Annotated in this window: 17 protein-coding genes and 3 pseudogenes; 16 read left to right on the top strand and 4 right to left on the bottom strand. The window is 69.2% G+C overall.

What is annotated here, in order from left to right; translation table 11 throughout:
• Window positions 1-40: 40 nt before the first annotated feature.
• Both Pflav_RS29985 and Pflav_RS29980 read right to left on the bottom strand, forming a co-directional pair.
• Complete coding sequence (locus Pflav_RS29985) at window positions 41-433, bottom strand: hypothetical protein (RefSeq protein WP_173040014.1); 393 nt, start codon at window positions 431-433, stop codon at window positions 41-43.
• Between the two features lie 168 nt (window positions 434-601).
• Window positions 602-1,039, bottom strand: a complete 438-nt coding sequence (locus tag Pflav_RS29980) for a helix-turn-helix domain-containing protein (protein WP_232072095.1) — start codon at window positions 1,037-1,039, stop codon at window positions 602-604.
• Window positions 1,040-1,304: 265 nt separating this feature from the next.
• Here Pflav_RS29980 and Pflav_RS29975 point away from each other — a divergent pair.
• The 7 genes and pseudogenes from Pflav_RS29975 to Pflav_RS29945 all read left to right on the top strand — a co-directional run bounded on the left by Pflav_RS29975 (window position 1,305) and on the right by Pflav_RS29945 (window position 7,589).
• Window positions 1,305-1,630: pseudogene (locus tag Pflav_RS29975) on the top strand (hypothetical protein).
• Complete coding sequence (locus Pflav_RS29970; RefSeq protein WP_173040010.1) at window positions 1,627-1,929, top strand: hypothetical protein; 303 nt, start codon at window positions 1,627-1,629, stop codon at window positions 1,927-1,929. The pseudogene Pflav_RS29975 and the gene Pflav_RS29970 overlap by 4 nt, the downstream one beginning before the upstream one ends.
• Before the next feature lie 484 nt (window positions 1,930-2,413).
• Window positions 2,414-3,818, top strand: a pseudogene (locus Pflav_RS29965) (PhoH family protein).
• A gap of 222 nt (window positions 3,819-4,040) precedes the next feature.
• Window positions 4,041-4,739, top strand: a complete 699-nt coding sequence (locus tag Pflav_RS29960; RefSeq protein ID WP_173040008.1) for an aggregation-promoting factor C-terminal-like domain-containing protein — start codon at window positions 4,041-4,043, stop codon at window positions 4,737-4,739.
• Between the two features lie 103 nt (window positions 4,740-4,842).
• On the top strand, window positions 4,843-5,475 hold the full coding sequence (locus tag Pflav_RS29955) for a rhomboid family intramembrane serine protease (protein ID WP_232072094.1): 633 nt from the start codon (window positions 4,843-4,845) through the stop codon (window positions 5,473-5,475).
• A gap of 136 nt (window positions 5,476-5,611) precedes the next feature.
• Window positions 5,612-6,580: an NAD(P)/FAD-dependent oxidoreductase gene (locus tag Pflav_RS29950; RefSeq protein WP_173040006.1), complete on the top strand. Its 969-nt coding sequence runs from the start codon at window positions 5,612-5,614 to the stop codon at window positions 6,578-6,580.
• 73 nt (window positions 6,581-6,653) lie between these two features.
• Entirely contained in the window at window positions 6,654-7,589 is a 936-nt protein-coding gene (locus Pflav_RS29945) for a phosphatidylinositol-specific phospholipase C/glycerophosphodiester phosphodiesterase family protein (protein ID WP_173040004.1), read from the top strand.
• Here the strand turns inward: Pflav_RS29945 and glpX are convergent.
• Window positions 7,586-8,611: a class II fructose-bisphosphatase gene (gene glpX / locus Pflav_RS29940; RefSeq protein ID WP_173040003.1), complete on the bottom strand. Its 1,026-nt coding sequence runs from the start codon at window positions 8,609-8,611 to the stop codon at window positions 7,586-7,588. The genes Pflav_RS29945 and glpX overlap by 4 nt on opposite strands.
• 143 nt (window positions 8,612-8,754) lie before the next feature.
• Here glpX and Pflav_RS29935 point away from each other — a divergent pair, with 143 nt between their 5' ends.
• The 9 genes and pseudogenes from Pflav_RS29935 to Pflav_RS29905 all read left to right on the top strand — a co-directional run bounded on the left by Pflav_RS29935 (window position 8,755) and on the right by Pflav_RS29905 (window position 13,872).
• The gene (locus Pflav_RS29935; RefSeq protein WP_173040002.1) at window positions 8,755-9,288 is read left to right on the top strand and encodes a DUF4245 domain-containing protein; all 534 of its coding nucleotides are present in this window, start codon (window positions 8,755-8,757) and stop codon (window positions 9,286-9,288) included.
• Window positions 9,289-9,412: 124 nt separating this feature from the next.
• Window positions 9,413-9,472, top strand: a pseudogene (locus tag Pflav_RS48110) (hypothetical protein); the annotation flags it as partial.
• Window positions 9,473-9,508: 36 nt separating this feature from the next.
• Complete coding sequence (locus tag Pflav_RS29930) at window positions 9,509-9,958, top strand: GntR family transcriptional regulator (protein ID WP_232072092.1); 450 nt, start codon at window positions 9,509-9,511, stop codon at window positions 9,956-9,958.
• A 56-nt stretch (window positions 9,959-10,014) separates the two neighbouring features.
• Window positions 10,015-10,707 (top strand): biuret amidohydrolase, encoded by a 693-nt coding sequence (gene biuH / locus Pflav_RS29925; RefSeq protein WP_173040001.1) that lies wholly within the window; start codon window positions 10,015-10,017, stop codon window positions 10,705-10,707.
• Window positions 10,704-11,375 (top strand): cysteine hydrolase family protein, encoded by a 672-nt coding sequence (locus Pflav_RS29920; protein WP_173040000.1) that lies wholly within the window; start codon window positions 10,704-10,706, stop codon window positions 11,373-11,375. Before biuH ends, Pflav_RS29920 begins: the two co-directional genes overlap by 4 nt.
• The gene (locus tag Pflav_RS29915; protein WP_232072090.1) at window positions 11,372-12,436 is read left to right on the top strand and encodes a hypothetical protein; all 1,065 of its coding nucleotides are present in this window, start codon (window positions 11,372-11,374) and stop codon (window positions 12,434-12,436) included. Before Pflav_RS29920 ends, Pflav_RS29915 begins: the two co-directional genes overlap by 4 nt.
• Window positions 12,331-12,957, top strand: coding sequence for a hypothetical protein (locus Pflav_RS46420; RefSeq protein WP_232072088.1), 627 nt, complete (start codon window positions 12,331-12,333; stop codon window positions 12,955-12,957). Before Pflav_RS29915 ends, Pflav_RS46420 begins: the two co-directional genes overlap by 106 nt.
• A 61-nt stretch (window positions 12,958-13,018) precedes the next feature.
• Window positions 13,019-13,417 carry an oxalurate catabolism protein HpxZ gene (gene hpxZ / locus Pflav_RS29910; protein WP_173039999.1) on the top strand — a complete coding sequence of 133 codons (399 nt, stop codon included), beginning with the start codon at window positions 13,019-13,021 and terminating at the stop codon, window positions 13,415-13,417.
• 269 nt (window positions 13,418-13,686) lie between these two features.
• Window positions 13,687-13,872 carry a hypothetical protein gene (locus tag Pflav_RS29905; protein WP_173039998.1) on the top strand — a complete coding sequence of 62 codons (186 nt, stop codon included), beginning with the start codon at window positions 13,687-13,689 and terminating at the stop codon, window positions 13,870-13,872.
• Here Pflav_RS29905 and Pflav_RS29900 read toward each other — a convergent pair.
• The gene (locus Pflav_RS29900; protein WP_173039996.1) at window positions 13,869-14,072 is read right to left on the bottom strand and encodes an exodeoxyribonuclease VII small subunit; all 204 of its coding nucleotides are present in this window, start codon (window positions 14,070-14,072) and stop codon (window positions 13,869-13,871) included. The two genes, Pflav_RS29905 and Pflav_RS29900, sit on opposite strands and share 4 nt — an antisense overlap.
• Window positions 14,073-14,079: the final 7 nt, after the last annotated feature.

Here is a 14,079-nt window from a genome sequence, read left to right as displayed (position 1 = left end):
TACCGAATGAACCAGCTGGCGTTCGACGGTCGCGTAAGGATCAGTCGTCACTTCCGGTCATGGCCCGCCGGCCCGAGCGGAACCCCAGCGGTACCACGCTGGCGTCATTGCTCTGGCCGACCGGGTGGCTGTCGTGGCCCTGGCCCAGTAGATAGCCCTCCACGAAGCCAGTGTTGCGGTCGCCCGTCCGGTCGTCGAGCTCCGCCAGACGGACGACCATGAACTCGCTCATCGCGCTCAGCCGGTCGTTGACGCGCTGGTAGAACTCGGCCATCACCGCGACGAGCGTCGTCACCGAGGCGACGGCGACAGCGAACAGATTCACCACGATCGGCACCTGTCTGGTGCTCAGCACTTCGACCAAGATGTTTGCGGTTACGGTCAAGGTGACCGCTACGGTGCCAACGACGACCGCGCTCCATTTCAGGGGCATGGAAGACCCCTCCCTCTTGTCCCGCAGGGCTGTGTTCGGCCTTGTCCCGTCCCCCGCCGACGACGAGCCCAAGCAGTACGAAGTGGACGGTAACCCGCCGCGAGGCCACGCACGGCAGTTTGCGACAGCCAGGACAGCCTTCTTTCGCCATTTGGAGACTTGGCGCGCCTAGCTAGCCCTTTTGCGTCCTTTGCGGGAGTCGGAGGGGACGGGCGGCCGGTAGGCGAGGTACCGGACGGTCTCCCGGATGTGGAACTTCTCGGCGTCGGAGACATTGGGGTCGACAAGCCGGCGCAGCAGCGCCTCGACGTCCGGATCCATTGGCGGTGCCGTGGGTGCCGGCCGGGTGGGGGCGGTGTCGGCCCATCCGAGTACGCCGAAGGCCACCGTGGGGTTGATGCCGAGGCCTTCGCAGAAGGCCACGACCCGCTCTGCCTCGGGGTCACTGGCCCACTCGCCACGCACCCAGCGATTGATGGTCTGGCGGGACACGCCGGTGCGGCGAGCCACCTCCGAACCGGTCCAAGCGCGGGTCGCGCGGGCATCTTCCAGCGCTTTTCGTACGAACGCGGCGAAAGCGATCTTTCGCCCAGGCGTCTCCGGCACCGGGTGACGGTACGGCCAGTTCGCCGGTCCACTTTCTTGTGGAACAGCGCTGTCCCGCGCGCGTGACGGGTCATCATCACCTTCGTTTACCCGGTAATTCCTTCTCTTGAGGGGTGCCACGCCGCTAGGGTAGGTCATCTGTATGTCTCGCACATATCAGCCGAAAAGATGATGCTGTCACGCGGACGAGACGCCGTACGCTCTGTCACGTGCTTGGGACGAATCGTAGTCAATGGTGTCACGTGCACGTGACAGGAGGGAACGGATGACCGAGGTTGAGACGCGAGCGGACGCCTTTGGGCTGATCGCCGAAGGCGTCGCGGCTGGGTTGAGTGCCCCTGGCGGCTGTACCTGGCCCGTGGCTCGCGTTACGTGTCGCTCAACGTCGGCAACCGGGCCGAGTGGGATTCCTGGCGGACCCACCTTGGCTGCCCCGAACTGAGCGTGCGGGTGTACGACGCGGGAGGCGACATCCGCCGCTCCTCGGTGGCCGAGGTGGTGCTTGGAGGCTGCCGGATCAGCGTGGAGCTCGTCGAGGAGGTGAGCATGACGGACATCAGTCGGCTGCTGGATGCCGAGGTTGATCCATGAGCCCCTTCTTCGCGCTGTTCTTCGTCGTGCTGCTGGGATCCTCGAGCTACGCCGCTGGTCGGCTGCACGGCCAGCTGAGCTACCGCATCGGGTACCGGTTCGGGTACCGACAAGGCTATTTGGACGGCGATCGCGGGGCATGGAACCGGCGACGCCGCGAGGCGCAGGCGGTCAAGGTGTCGGCGGACGGCAAGCCGCCGGCCCGGCCCGTGGTCGTGCGGCAGGGAACCACGTACACCAGCGCCTCATTCGTGGGAGCCGTGTCCAACGGCGGAAGGCACTCCACTCGCGTGGGGTGAACGGCTCCCTCAGGGGGTCGTACGGCCAGACCGGTGGTCGTACGACTCGCCGACCGGGATGCGCGCAGGGGGCACGCATCCTGGTCGGCCCCTCCCAGCCGGCCCGTCCGACCCTGGGTTGCAGCCGCCCTCGGGTCGGGCGGGCCGGCGCCAAAAGCGGGCGCCAGCCGCCTGAAGTAGCGGCGCTGGACGCAGTGAGCGAGCGAACCCGAAACACCATGAGCACCGGGGCCGCCGGCGGGCCGGTGGTCCCGGTTCCAGCGTGAATGCGGCTGTTATCACGGCGCGCCGCCCGGTCCGTACTAGCCCAAGCCGGCCTTGGCCGGATAGCTTCTACCCATGGCGCGGGGTCCTCCCAAGCCATCCGGCCGGCCCGGGACCTTGCGTTTTACGCCACGGGACCTCGCATCCGACCCCGTGACTCCGGCCACCGGACGAGGCGGATTCGCGGGCGGTCCGGGTGCACGCTCGCCGGAGTAGGCCTGTGACGACTCGCCGTACCAACCCCCGGGCCACCAACGAGGACCCACCCGCCACACCCCCACCCGCCGCTCGAAGTCCACCCGCGCCGCCTCGGCCGAGCCCGCACCCGCGGAGCCTGCTGAAAAGTCGTACGTGCTGGACACCTCTGTGCTGCTGTCCGACCCAGCGGCGTTCTTCCGCTTCAACGAGCACGAGGTGGTCCTACCCCTGGTCGTCATCTCCGAGCTGGAGGGCAAGCGGCACCACCCGGAGCTTGGCTGGTTTGCCCGGCAGTGCCTGCGGATGCTCGACGACCTGCGCATCAAGCACGGCCGCCTCGACGCGCCGCTGCCGGTCAACGACCTCGGCGGCACGCTACGAGTCGAGCTGAACCACGCCGACCCGTCCGTGCTGCCCAGGGCTTCCGCAACGAGTCCAACGACGCCCGCATTCTCTCCGTCGCCCTCGGCCTGGCCGCCGAGGGGCGCGACGTCACGCTGGTGTCCAAGGACATGCCGCTGCGGGTCAAGGCCGCGTCGGTTGGTCTGCACGCCGACGAGTACCGGCACGGCCAGGCCAGCGACCCGACCTGGACCGGCATGGCCGACCTCGAGCTGAGCGAGGAGCAGGTCAACCAGCTGTACGCCGGCGAGGCGCTCGATGTGGACCAAGCCGCCGGCCTGCCCTGCCACACCGGCCTTGTGCTGCACTCGTCGCGCGGCTCGGCGCTGGGACGGGTGGTGCCGGACAAGACCGTGCGCCTGGTGCGCGGTGACCGCGAGGCGTTCGGCCTGCGCGGGCGTTCAGCCGAGCAGCGGATCGCGCTCGACCTGTTGCTGGACGACTCGATCGGCATCGTCTCGCTTGGCGGCCGGGCCGGCACCGGCAAATCCGCGCTGGCGCTCTGCGCCGGCCTGGAGGCCGTGATGGAGCGGCGCAAGCACAAGAAGGTCATCGTCTTCCGTCCGCTGTACGCGGTCGGCGGCCAGGAGCTCGGCTACCTGCCCGGCTCCGAGGCGGAGAAGATGTCGCCGTGGGCCCAGGCGGTGTTCGACACGCTTGGCGCGGTGGTGCACGAAAACGTGATGGACGAGGTCCTGGCCCGCGGGATGCTCGAGGTCCTGCCGCTGACCCACATCCGCGGCCGCAGCCTCCACGATGCGTTCGTGATCGTCGACGAGGCGCAGTCGCTGGAACGAGGCGTGCTGCTGACCGTGTTGTCCCGGATCGGGCAGGGCTCGCGGGTGGTGCTCACGCACGACGTGGCCCAGCGGGACAACCTCCGGGTCGGCCGCCACGACGGTGTCACCGCGGTGATCGAGGCCCTGAAGGGACACCCGCTTTTCGCGCATGTCACACTCAATCGCTCAGAGCGGTCACCGATTGCCGAAGTGGTCACCGACCTGCTGGAGGACATCCCGCGATAGGGCTTGGGTTCTGTCCATATTTGCCCTGGTAAGCGGCGTGGCGCAAGTCACAAAGGGCTGATGCGTCTCCACAATCGCCTCACCGTGCGCAATGGTGTCCTGCGGGCACCCGCGCCACACCGGTCGCATTGGTCGGTCCAGGAGCAGGTGTCCACGGAGCGGACTGCCGTCCCCCTTACGGCCGTTCGCACCGTGTCCTTGCCCCGACGAAGGGACCACTTCGTGAGTCGGCCGTGGAGCCGGTTCAGCATCCGGGCGTCAGCCCTCGCGCTGCTCCTCGTGGGCGTGGGCGGTGGCTACTACCTCGGTCAGGACCAGGAAGTCCAGCAGGAAGGGATCAGCGCTCAGCTGGCCGCCGATGCCGATCAGCAGGAGATCGAGTACATCAAGGAGCGGCACCGCGAGCACATGATCGCGACGGCGCACCAGCGCGAGGCCCAGCGGATCGCCGCCGAGAAGGCGGCCGCCGCCGCCAAGGCCGAGGCTGAGCGGGCGCGCAAGGCCGCCGAGGCGGCGAGCCGCAAGAAGCGCGAAGAGGAGCAGGAGAAGAAGGAAGAGGAGGAGGCCAAGGCGGAACCAAAGCCGTACACCGGCCCGATCCCCGCCTCCTGCAACGAGTACAGCGGCAACCGCAAGGTCGGTTGCGCGGTGATGCTCAACAGCGGCTTCGGTCTCGACCAGTTCCCCTGCCTGGACAAGCTGTGGACGAAGGAGAGCGGCTGGAACCACAAGGCCCGCAACCCGTCCTCAGGAGCGTTCGGCATCCCGCAGTCGCTGCCCGGCAGCAAGATGGCGTCGGCCGGCTCGGACTGGGAGACAAACCCGGCGACCCAGATCGAGTGGGGCCTGGGCTACATCAAGGGGCGGTACGGCGATCCCTGCGGAGCGTGGGGGCACTCGCAGGACGTGGGCTGGTACTGACCCGCTGAATATCGCGGAAAGGGTGCGCACCTCGCCGGTGCGTACCCTTTCTGGCATTTCGTTCACTTGGCGCTGGCCGCCATAGCCTGATAGCAACGGGGGCGTGGCTTACGGCGGCAGCTCCAGCGGCGATCCGAACCGCTTCGGCACCGATGCGTTCTACGCCTCGCTGGGGCGGGCGTTCGTGGCGATGTGCGCGGTCATCCCGGTGCTCTTCATCATCGAGGCGCTGGACGGCTGGCTGGGCAACCCCTTCGACGCCACCGCCGGCATCGTGCCCCACGAGATCCAGGGGCTCGACGGCGTCTTCTTCGCGCCGTTCCTGCACCACGGCTTCGACCACCTCTACAGCAACAGCGTGCCGCTGATCCTGCTCGGCACGTTCGTGCTGGCTGCGGGTGGCAAGCGCTTCTTGTACTCGACGCTCTTCATCATCTTCGCCAGCGGCCTCGGCGTGTGGTTCACCGGCAACCCCAACACGGTCGTGGTGGGCGCGAGCGGGGTGATCTTCGGGTACCTCGGCCTGCTGCTGATGCGCGGCCTGGTCGAGCGGAGCTGGTGGAACCTCGGGGTGGTCTTCCTCGTCGGCCTGCTCTACGGCTGGCAGCTCGTCGTCGGCATCCTCCCCTCCGACCCCCAGGTCTCCTGGCAGGGACACCTCTTTGGCTTCCTCGGTGGCCTCGTCGCCGCGATCCTCTTCCGCCGCCGCCCCGCCGAGTCCCCCTACGCTGCCTGAGCCCCGCCTTAGCCTTACAAGATCCCCTACACCACGGGACAGTCCTTGCCGGGTGGCGCGGACGTGTGCCACCGTCGGGTCCGGCGATGCAACTGTTAGCGGCGGGTCGGGTCCGACGAAAGGCTACGGTGGACGCATGCGCGAGATCGATGTCGCGATTGTGGGAGCTGGACCCACGGGGCTCTATGGGGCGTATTACGCCGGGTTCCGAGGGCTCTCGGTAGCGGTCATCGACGCGCTACCCGAGCCGGGTGGCCAGGTCACGGCGATGTACCCGGAGAAGGCGATCTACGACGTCGCCGGCTTCCCGGTGATCAAGGGACGGGACCTGGTGGCCAATCTGGTCGAGCAGGCCGCGCCCTACAACCCGGAGTACCTGCTGGGTGCCCGGGCCGAGGAGCTGTCCTACGTGGATGAGCGCCCGCTGCTCACCCTCGACGGCGGCGAAAAGCTGCTCTGCGGCGCCATCATCATCACCGGCGGGCTGGGCAGCTTCAGCCCGCGCCCGTTGCCGGCCGCGGCGGCGTTCGACGGCGACGGCCTGGTCTACTTCGTGCCCCGGCTCGCCGAGCTGTCCGGCCACGACGTGTTGATCGTGGGTGGCGGAGACTCCGCGTTCGACTGGGCGCTCGCGCTGGAGCCGCTGGCCAAGTCGATCACGCTCGTGCACCGCCGGGAAAAGTTCCGGGCGCACGCGGCGACCGTCTCCCGGGTGCAGGACCTGCCGGTGCGCATCGTGGTAAACGCCGAGATCACCAAGATCCACGGTGACGAGCGGGTGACCCACGCGGACATCACGGTCAAGGGCGGCGCCGCCGAGACGATCCCTGTCGACACGGTCGTCGCCGCGCTGGGCTTCACCGCCGACCTCGGTCCGCTCGCGGAGTGGGGCCTGGAGCTGGACAAACGGCACATCATGGTGGACAGCACCATGCTGACCAACCGTCCTCGGGTCTTCGCGGCCGGTGACATCGCCGAGTACCCCGGCAAGGTGCGCCTGATCGCGACCGGCTTCGGCGAGGCGGCCACCGCGGTCAACAACGCCGCCGTCGTGATCGACCCGGCTGCCCACCTCTTCCCCGGACACTCATCCGACGCGGGCTGATCGTCACCGCGGATTCACCCCAGCCTCCTAGGGTCCTGTTTGTTCGCGCCCATCGATCCTGGGGAGAATCTCGATGTTCCGACGCGCACTTTCCGTGCTGGTCGCCGCTGGCGCGCTCGTCGCGATGGCGGCGCCCGCGGCGCAGGCCGGTGGTCACCACGGGCGGCATGACCGGCCGCTGCCGCGGGCCCACGCGCACAACGACTACGAGCACGAGCGGCCGCTCTTCGACGCGCTCAGCCACGGCTTCACCAGCGTGGAGGCGGACATCTACCTGGTCGACGGGGAGCTGCTCGTCGCCCACGACCCGGAGGACCTGGTGCCGGGCCGCACGCTACAGAGCCTCTACCTCGACCCGCTGGCCCGCCGGATCAAGGCCAACCACGGCACGGTCTTCCGGGGCAGCCGGCAGCAGCTCCAGCTCCTGGTCGACATCAAGAACACGGGCGTGGCCACGTACACCGAGCTGGACCGGGTGCTGCGCGACTACCGCCGGATGCTGACCACGTATTCGCACGGCAAGGTGCACCAGGACGCGGTCACCATCGTGATCAGCGGTGACCGGCCGCGCGATCTGATGGCCGGCCAGACCGTGCGGTACGCGTTCTTCGACGGCCGCGGCACCGACCTCGGTGGCGGCGCGTCGGCCTCGTTCATGCCGCTGATCAGCGAAAACTGGAACAACGTCTTCACCTGGCAGGGAGTGGGCCCGATGCCGGCCGCCGAGCGGACGCTCCTGCGCCAGGCCATCGCCACCGCGCACGCCAACGGCCAGCGGGTGCGCTTCTGGGCCACGCCCGACCTGCCCGGCCCGGAGCGCGACGCGGTCTGGCGCGAGCTGGTCGCCGCAGACATCGACCACATCAACACCGACGACCTAGCCGCCCTGGAAACCTTCCTCCGCACGTCCCCGCCCGCGCCTAGCCCGCGCGAGTTGATCAGGGACTTGGTCGGGCGTGTCGTCGGCGCGCCGGTCCACCAACTCCCTGATCAACCAGGCGGCCACTAACCGAGCTCGGCGAGCGGGCGGCCGTCGAAGTCGATGGCGGAGTAGAGGGCCAGCTTCTCCAGGCGGTGGTACGAGTCGATCACCCGGATCGTGCCGCTCTTGGAGCGCATGACGATCGACTGGGTGTACGCGCCGCCGGCCCGATAGCGCACGCCCTTGAGCAGGTCGCCGGTGGTGACGCCGGTGGCCACGAAGAAGCAGTTGTCGCCGGTCACGAGGTCGTCCGTGGTGAGTACGCGGTCGAGGTCGTGGCCGGCGGCGATCGCCTTCTCTCGCTCGGCGTCGTCGCGGGGCCAGAGCTTGGCCTGCATCGCGCCGCCCATGCACTTGAGCGCGCACGCGGCCGTGATGCCCTCGGGCGTGCCGCCGATCCCCACCAGTACGTCGACGTCGGACTGCTCGCTCGCCGCCGAGATCGCGCCCGCGATGTCGCCGTCTGAGATGAAGCGGATCCGGGCGCCGGTGTCCCGTACCTCGCGGACCAGCTCCTCGTGCCGCGGGCGGTCGAGGATGCAGACCGTTACGTCCGACATGCCGGAGTTTTTCACCTTGGCGACCCGGCGGAGGTTTTCCGTCACCCCGGCGTTGATGTCGATCACATGCGCGCAGTCGGCGCCGACGGCCAGCTTCTCCATGTAGAAGACCGCGCTCGGGTCGAACATCGCGCCCCGCTCGGCCACGGCCAGCACCGCGAGCGCATTCGGCATGCCCTTGCTCATCAGCGTCGTACCGTCGATCGGGTCGACCGCGACATCGACCTCCGGCCCGGTGCCGTCGCCGACCTGCTCGCCGTTGTAGAGCATCGGCGCGTTGTCCTTCTCGCCCTCGCCGATCACCACGATGCCGCGCATCTGAATCGAGTTGATCAGCTTGCGCATGGCGTCGACGGCCGCGCCGTCGCCGCCCTCCTTGTCGCCGCGCCCCACCCAGCGACCGGCCGCCATGGCCGCCGCCTCGGTGACCCGGACCAGTTCGAGGGCAAGGTTGCGGTCGAGATCCTGGGGGATACGGTCCTGTAGCATGGCGCTCCTCCTCGCGACGTTGCGGGGTTTTTGCTTGCTGGCGCTCGCTCACGGTGCCCAGCTCATGGCGCGCCTGCTGCTCAAATCTTTTCATGCCTGGGGGCTGAACGCCTGTTCGGTCGCCGGACTGAGAAGATGGTTACGTGGTTCAGTCGTCGCAGCCGCCCGTCGCCAACTCCCGCACGCCGCGCGACATGGTGCTGTCGCTGATCGTGCTGCTCGTTCCGGTGCTTCTGGTGGTCTTGATCTACCGAGTCGTCCAGGGTGGTGACCAGCCAGTCGAGGTCGACACCGCACCGGCGATCGCGCAGGCCCGGTCGGCCAACGCGTTCCCAGTCGCCGAGCCCGCTGGCCTCGGCGAAGACTGGCGGGCGATCAGTGCCACGTTCCAGAAGGCGGAGGTCGGTCAGATTCTCCGCATCGGGTACGTGACGCCGGACGGCGCCGGCCTCCAGCTGATTCAGAGCGCCGTGCCGCCGAAGCAGCTGCTTCCCGCCGAGCTGACCAAGAGCGGCAAGGCGGAGGGCACGATCGCGGTCGACGGGCAGCCCTGGCAGCGGTACACGGCCCGTCCGGGCGAGCGGGCGTTGGTGCTCCCGGAGCACGGCCGGACGATCGTGATCGTGGGTAGCGCCCACGAGGAGGAGCAGCGCGAGCTGGCCGCCGCCGTACGCTGAATGTCGTGACCGACCTCGGACCGGCTTCCATTGACGGCGAGTTGGAGAGCTTCAGCCTCGTGGAGCTGGCCGTCCTGCGCCTGCGGCGGGAGATCCTCAGCGGACGCACCGATCCGGGGAGCGGCTGGTCGAGGAGCAGCTCACCCGCCGGCTCGGGATCAGCCGGGCGCCGCTGCGCGAGGCACTGCGCCGGCTGGCCGAGCAGGGGCTCGTCGAGCACGTGCCCCGGCGTGGGGTCCGGGTCGCCACCCTGTCCGACCGTGACGTGCAGGAGCTGTACGACGTACGCGACGTGCTGGAGCGCCACGCGATCACGACCGCGCTGCCGCTGGCCCGGGACGCCGACCTGGCCGGGCTGCGCGCCGCGCTCGACCAGATGAGCGAGGCCACCAGGGCCGGTGACCGGCTCCAGATCGCCGAGGCGCACCGCCGCTTCCACGTCGCGGTCGTCGCGCTGTCGGGCAACAGCCAGCTGACCGCGGTCTACGAGTCGATTTTGGTCAAACTCCAGCTCTTCATGGCGCGCAACCTCAGCCGCGAGGCCGAGGTGGCCCAGGCGGAGGATGGCGTGCACCGGCACGAGCGGCTGCTGGCGGCGGCCGCCGCGGGCGACCCGGAGGCCATGATCGCCCAGCTCGCCGGCCACGGCGCCCGCTCCTACCTGGCGTAATTCCGCCGTTACGCAGGCGACTCTCACGGGAAACGGTTCAGTCGACAATCGACTGTATGCCAGGCTCAACCATCGGACCCGTCAAGGCCGACCCCTACCTCTGGCCGTACGACGGCGCGGCTCCGGTCGCGCGCACCGCCCTGCTTTGCATCGACTGGCAGACCGACTTCTGCGGTCCTGGTGGCTACGTCGACAGCATGGGATACGACATCGCACTTACGCGGGCCGGACTGCCCGCGACCCAGCGGCTGCTGTCGCACGTCCGCGACCTCGGCATGCTGGTCATACACACCCGCGAGGGGCATGATCCCGACCTCTCCGACCTACCACCCAACAAGCGCTGGCGCTCGGCACAGATCGGCGCCGAGATCGGCTCGGCCGGACCGTGCGGCCGGATCCTGGTCAAGGGCGAGCCGGGCTGGGAGATCGTGCCCGAGGTCGCGCCGGCGCCAGGTGAAGTGGTGATCGACAAGCCCGGCAAGGGCGCGTTCTACGCCACCAACCTCGACCTCGTGCTGCGTACGCGCGGCATCACCCACCTGATCCTCACCGGCATCACGACCGACGTCTGCGTACACACGACGATGCGGGAGGCCAACGACCGAGGGTACGAGTGCCTGATCCTCTCCGACTGCACCGGTGCCACCGACGCCGGCAACCATGCCGCCGCGCTGCACATGGTGACCATGCAGGGCGGGGTCTTCGGCTGCGTCGCCACCTCCGACGCCGTCATCGAGGCGACGTCGTGACCACGGTCGAGGCGCGGCCGGCGCCGTTCACATTCGAACCGGCCAGCACCGCCCTGCTGGTCATCGACATGCAGCGTGACTTCCTGCTGCCGGGCGGCTTCGGCGAGACGCTCGGCAACGACGTGAGCCACCTGCGGCGCACGATCGCTCCGCTGGCCGCGCTGCTCGCCGAGTGGCGAGCGGCCGGGCTGACCGTCATCCACACCCGCGAGGGACACCTGCCCGACCTCTCCGACTGCCCGCCGGCCAAGCTCGCCCGGGGCGCGCCGAGCATGCGGATCGGGGACGAGGGACCGCTCGGCCGGATCCTGGTCCGCGGTGAGTACGGCCACGACATCGTCGACGAGCTCGCGCCGGCGCCGGGCGAGCCGGTCATCGACAAGCCGGGCAAGGGCGCGTTCTACGCCACCGAGCTCGGCGCGCTGCTCGACGAGCGGAAGGTGACCAGCCTCGTCGTCACCGGCGTCACGACCGAGGTCTGCGTACACACCACGGTCCGCGAGGCCAACGACCGCGGGTACGAGTGCCTCGTGCTCGCCGACTGCGTCGGGTCCTACTTCCCGGAGTTCCAGCGGGTGGGGCTCGACATGATCGCCGCACAGGGCGGGATCTTCGGTTGGGTCGCCGACTCGACCGACGTGCTCAGGGCTCTTCAGGAGGAGTCATGAAACTTCCGTACTGGGTGCGCGGGGACACCAACGCTTTCTTCGGATTCGGCGTCAATGTGCTGGTCAACGTCCTCACGCTGACCGGGCTCTGCATCGGCGTCGTACACATGGCGTCGGGCGACGTCTTCGGCACGATCCTGCCGGCGCTCGGCGTCGCCCTCGTCTTCGGCAACATCTACTACACGTACCTGGCCCGGCGGCTGGCTCGTAAAGAGAACCGCACGGACGTGACGGCAATGCCGTACGGGCCGAGCGTGCCGCACATGTTCATCGTGATTTTCGTGATCATGCTGCCGATCTACCTGCGCACCGACGACCCGGTACGGGCGTGGCAGGCGGGTCTGGCGTGGGCGTTCATCATCGGCGTGATCGTCCTCATCGGAGCGTTCGTCGGCCCGTACATCCGCAAGTACGCGCCGCGTGCCGCGCTGCTGGGCACGCTCGCCGGCATCTCCATCACGTTCATCTCGATGAACCCGGCCGCGCAGATGTGGGACATGGCGTGGATCGCGCTGCCGGTGTTCGCGCTGCTGCTCGTCGGCCTGCTCACCGACGTCAAGCTGCCCGGCAACATCCCGATCGGCCTCGCCGCGCTCCTGCTCGGTACGGCGATCGGCTGGATCGGCGGTGCGATGTCGGTGCCGGACGTCGAGGCGGCCGCGGGCGACATCGCGTTGGCTGTACCGGATCTCAAGGTCGGGCTGCTCTTCGACGGTCTGGGTGACATGGCGCCGCTGCTGGCGACCGCGATCCCGCTCGGCGTCTACAACTTCACCGAGGCGATGACCAATGTGGAGAGTGCGTCGACGGCCGGGGACAACTACAACCTGCGCAGCGTACTGCTCGCCGATGGGGCAGGTGCGGTCATCGGCTCGGCGCTGGGCTCGCCCTTCCCCCGGCCGTCTACGTCGGACACCCGGGCTGGAAGGCGGCGGGCGGCCGCACCGGGTACTCCATGGCGACCGGTGTGGTCATCGCGCTGCTCTGCTTCCTCGGCATGTTCGGACTGTTGGGCGCGCTGCTGCCAACACCCGCCATCGTGCCCATCCTGCTCTACATAGGGCTGTTGATCGGGGCGCAGGCTTTCCAAGCCACGCCAAGAGCGCACGCGGCGGCGGTGGTTGCCGCACTGATACCCAACATCGCGTCGTGGGCGAGCGGCCAGATGGACAACGCGCTCGCCGCGGCCGGTACGTCAGCGGCGCAGGTCGGCGACGCGGCACTGGAAGGGGCCGGCGTCTTCTACCACGGCCTACTGGTGCTCGGTCAGGGCGCGATCCTCGCCGGCCTTGTGCTCGGCGCGATGGTCGCGTTCATCATCGACAAGCGCTTCTGGCACGCGGCGATCGCCGCCGGCTCGGGGACGATCCTGTCGTTCATCGGGCTCATCCACGGCGAAAAGGTGGAGTGGAACGCGAACGGGCAGGTCGCGCTCGGCTACCTCTTCGTGGCGGTGGTCTGCGTCGCGTTCGCGCTCGCCAAGGTGCCACCCCGCGAGCCCGAACCGGACGAGGTCGACGCCGAGGTGCCCGCACCCCGGCCGGCCCCGGACCTCGAGAAGGCGCCGGCACCGGCGGCCTGACAAAGCGCGATCGGGGCGGCGGCCACGGCCGTCGCCCCTTCCCATGGGAGGAAACATTCGCATGGAGATCAACCGGCCCGAGGTGGTGGCCGAGGTCGCCGCCGCCTTCGCCGCGTACGAGGCGGCCCTCGTCGCTGGCGAGCCGGACCGCATCGTGGACTTCTTCTGGCAGTCGCCGGAGACCATCCGCTACGGCATCGCGGACCAGCAGATGGGCATCGATGAGCAGCGGGCCTGGCGGTGGGCGCAGCCGCCGCTCCCGCCCGGGCGGCAGCTCCGGGAGACCCGGATCACCACGTTCGGCGCCGACTACGCGGTGGTCAACACGCTGTTCGAGTACCCAAGTGGCACCGCCGTGGGCCGGCAGTCGCAGACCTGGGTACGCCTACCGGCCGGCTGGCGCATCGTGTCCGCGCACGTCTCCGAGCCGGCCGCATCGATCGTGGGCCGCGACCGCTGAGACCGTGTAACCGGCCGTCGCGCGGGTAGCCAACATGCATCACCCGACGACGGAGGTTGAATCGTGTCCAGGCACCCGCGACCGGGGAGCCACAAGTACGACATCAAGCGCGCCCGGTATCGCGACAGGATCGACAATCGGGGCACCCCGGACAAGCGCGCCGACGAGGCGGCAAACCGGGTACTGCAACGGGATCAAGGTTTGCGCGGCCAATTGCGTTCCGAGCGAGGTCTCGGACCGAAGGGCGAGCGTGGACGGGGGGAACCGAAATGAGCAACCCGCAGCAGCCGGAAGTGCGGCGTAGCGGCCATGACCCCGTCGTCGCAGGCAGCGCCAAGGAGCGGGCGTCGGGTCACCCGCGTACGCCGGCCGGTGGTCGCCGGAAGGATCTGCGCCCGGCCAAGCAGCGGTCGCGCTACGAGCCCGGCATCGACGAGGAGCGCGAAGCGGGCTAACTCTCTTCGCGCGCGGCGCGGGCGGCCTCAAGTCGGGCCCGCGCCCCGTCGAGCCACCGCTGACAGATGTCGGCGAGCTGCTCGCCGCGCTCCCACAGCGCGAGCGACTCCTCGAGCGAGCCGCCCCCGGCCTCCAGCCGCTCCACAACGGAGGCCAGCTCGGCGCGGGCCTGCTCATAGCTCAACTGCGGCTCGCCCATGGTCGGT

Origin of the sequence: Phytohabitans flavus (genome assembly GCF_011764545.1) — a bacterium.
GTDB lineage: Bacteria > Actinomycetota > Actinomycetes > Mycobacteriales > Micromonosporaceae > Phytohabitans > Phytohabitans flavus.
Note: the sequence above shows the minus strand (reverse complement) of the source record. Positions and strands in the feature narration are given on the sequence as shown.